The sequence below is a fragment of the Falsiroseomonas oryzae genome (assembly GCF_027856955.1).
Classification (GTDB): domain Bacteria; phylum Pseudomonadota; class Alphaproteobacteria; order Acetobacterales; family Acetobacteraceae; genus Falsiroseomonas; species Falsiroseomonas oryzae.
This window is the reverse complement of sequence record NZ_JAPSMD010000688.1, coordinates 1-1,944: the sequence shown is the minus strand read 5'-3', so window position 1 is coordinate 1,944 and position 1,944 is coordinate 1. Positions and strand designations below refer to the sequence as shown.

Here is a 1,944-nt window from a genome sequence, read left to right as displayed (position 1 = left end):
CTTGCCATCGAGGCCGCCTGGCGGGCGGGCGCGGCGTCGGCGCGTCCGTTCCTGCCGGAGGGTCACCGCTTCGGCGCCTGGCGCGCGCCGCGGCGGAGGGGCGACGTCGCCGACGCGGACCGGGCGGGGGCGCAGGCGCTGCTCCGGCGCTACCATGACTGGTCCGGGGAGGCTGCGCGGCGCCATATGTGGCGTGGGACGCCGCAGGACGCGGCGCTCGTGCTGGAGAGCTTTCCCCCGCTCTGGGCTGCCTGGCTGGTCCTGGAGGATGCGCCAGCCGCGCCGGGCGTGCCGGCGCTGGCCCAGGCGCTGGCGACCGGCGCGCCGGTGCTGACCGAGGAGACGGTGGAGCTCTGGCTGCAACGCCGTGCCGCGCTGCTGTGGTGCGACGTGGAAGGGCTCGGCGCGCTGCTCGGCCGGTACCACGCCGGGCTGCGCCCCTTCCTGGCGCACTACGCCGCGCTCCGCCGCCCTCCCGCACCGGCAGAGCGGGCGCGCCTCATCGCCCTTGCCGAACAGCACGGTGAGACGGCGGCGCTCGACCTGCTACCGGCATGACGAGCGGCGGCGGAGCGGGTATGCAACGACCAGCGCGCGGCCGGGCGGGAAGGGCGATGCCGAGGCATACCGACAATCTTATCCGGCTTGCGGAGGCTCTGCAGGAGAACGCGGAGGGCCTGACCCTCGTCGAGATCCAGCGGCGCTTCGCGGTGAGCGAGAGCACCGCCAGGAACCTGCTGCGGGATGCTCAGGACTATTTCGGCAACATCGTGCCCGGAGCACTCGCCGGGCGCGCCAAGCGCTGGCGCATGCTGCCCGGCGCGACGCGGCACCTCATCGCCTTCACGCCCGAGGAGCTGGCGGAGCTCGACAGGGCCGAGGCCCGTCTGCGCAAGGAGGGCGTCGCCGACGGCGCGGCCGCGGTCGGAAGCCTGCGCCGCAAGATCCGGATGCTCACGACGCAGCGCGCCGAGGACGCGCAGCGCATCCGGCTCGAGACGCTGATGGAGCTTGAGGCCGACGTCATGCGCCCGGGTCCCCGGCCCGAGCTGCCCGCCGGCCTGATCGAGAAGCTGCGCGCGGCACTGGTCGAGCGCCGCGTGGTGACGCTGCGCTACAAGTCCCGCTTCAAGAGCAACGACGGCACCGTCGAGCTCGAACCGCACGGCATCCTGTTCGGCACGCGCCACTACCTGGTGGCCTTCGCCCCCGGCGACACTACGACGATCCCCCGCCTCTACGCGATGACGAACATGTCCGACGTCGCGGTGACCTCCCGCAAGTTCCAGCCGCGCGCCGGCTTCGACCTCGCGGCCTTCGCCGCCCGCTCCTTCGGGATCTTCCAGGAGGAGCCCTTCGAGGTCGTCTGGCGCTTCGCGCCGCAGCGCGCCGCCGACGTCCTGCAGCACCACTTCCACCCGACCGAGCGCAAGCGCGTGCTGGAGGACGGCTCGGTGGAGGTGACGTTCACCGCCGGCGGCGAGCTGGAGATGTGCTGGCACCTCTTCACATGGGGCGCCGATGTGGAGGTCGTGGCGCCCAAGCGGCTGCGGCAGAAATACGCTCAGGAACTGCGTGCCGCGCTCGGCCGGCTGAGCGGCGCGGAGAAATCCGCGAACCCTGTCACCGACTGACAGGGTCGTGCGTCACATTCCCCTCCCGAACCGGAGGGATGGATGGACGACGACCAGGATCGCGCCGCGGCCGGCCCAACGCGCAGCCTCGAGGACGCCTACGCCCGCGCCGCGCTCTTCGCGCAGGAAGCGCATCGGGCGCTGCACCGGGCCTCGCGCGGGGCGGCGCGCCTGTTCGCCTGGGCGCGGGACGGCGCGGGCTATCTCGGCCTGCCGGACCCCTCTCCCGCCGATGGCGAGGAGGAGTGGTCCGGACGGCGGCAGCCCGGGCGGCCGCCCGGCGAGCGCGTGTGGCATCTCCTCTTCTCCG

General features: G+C 73.5%; 3 protein-coding genes. All 3 read left to right on the top strand.

Features of this window, described 5'->3' with window-relative positions; genetic code table 11:
• Window positions 1–558: hypothetical protein (locus tag OZN99_RS30630; RefSeq protein WP_270938985.1), on the top strand; the 558-nt coding region annotated here is incomplete at its 5' end.
• A 56-nt stretch (window positions 559–614) separates the two neighbouring features.
• Complete coding sequence (locus OZN99_RS30625; protein ID WP_270938984.1) at window positions 615–1,634, top strand: helix-turn-helix transcriptional regulator; 1,020 nt, start codon at window positions 615–617, stop codon at window positions 1,632–1,634.
• A gap of 42 nt (window positions 1,635–1,676) precedes the next feature.
• On the top strand, window positions 1,677–1,944 hold a 268-nt coding region (locus OZN99_RS30620), incomplete at its 3' end, for a hypothetical protein (RefSeq protein ID WP_270938983.1).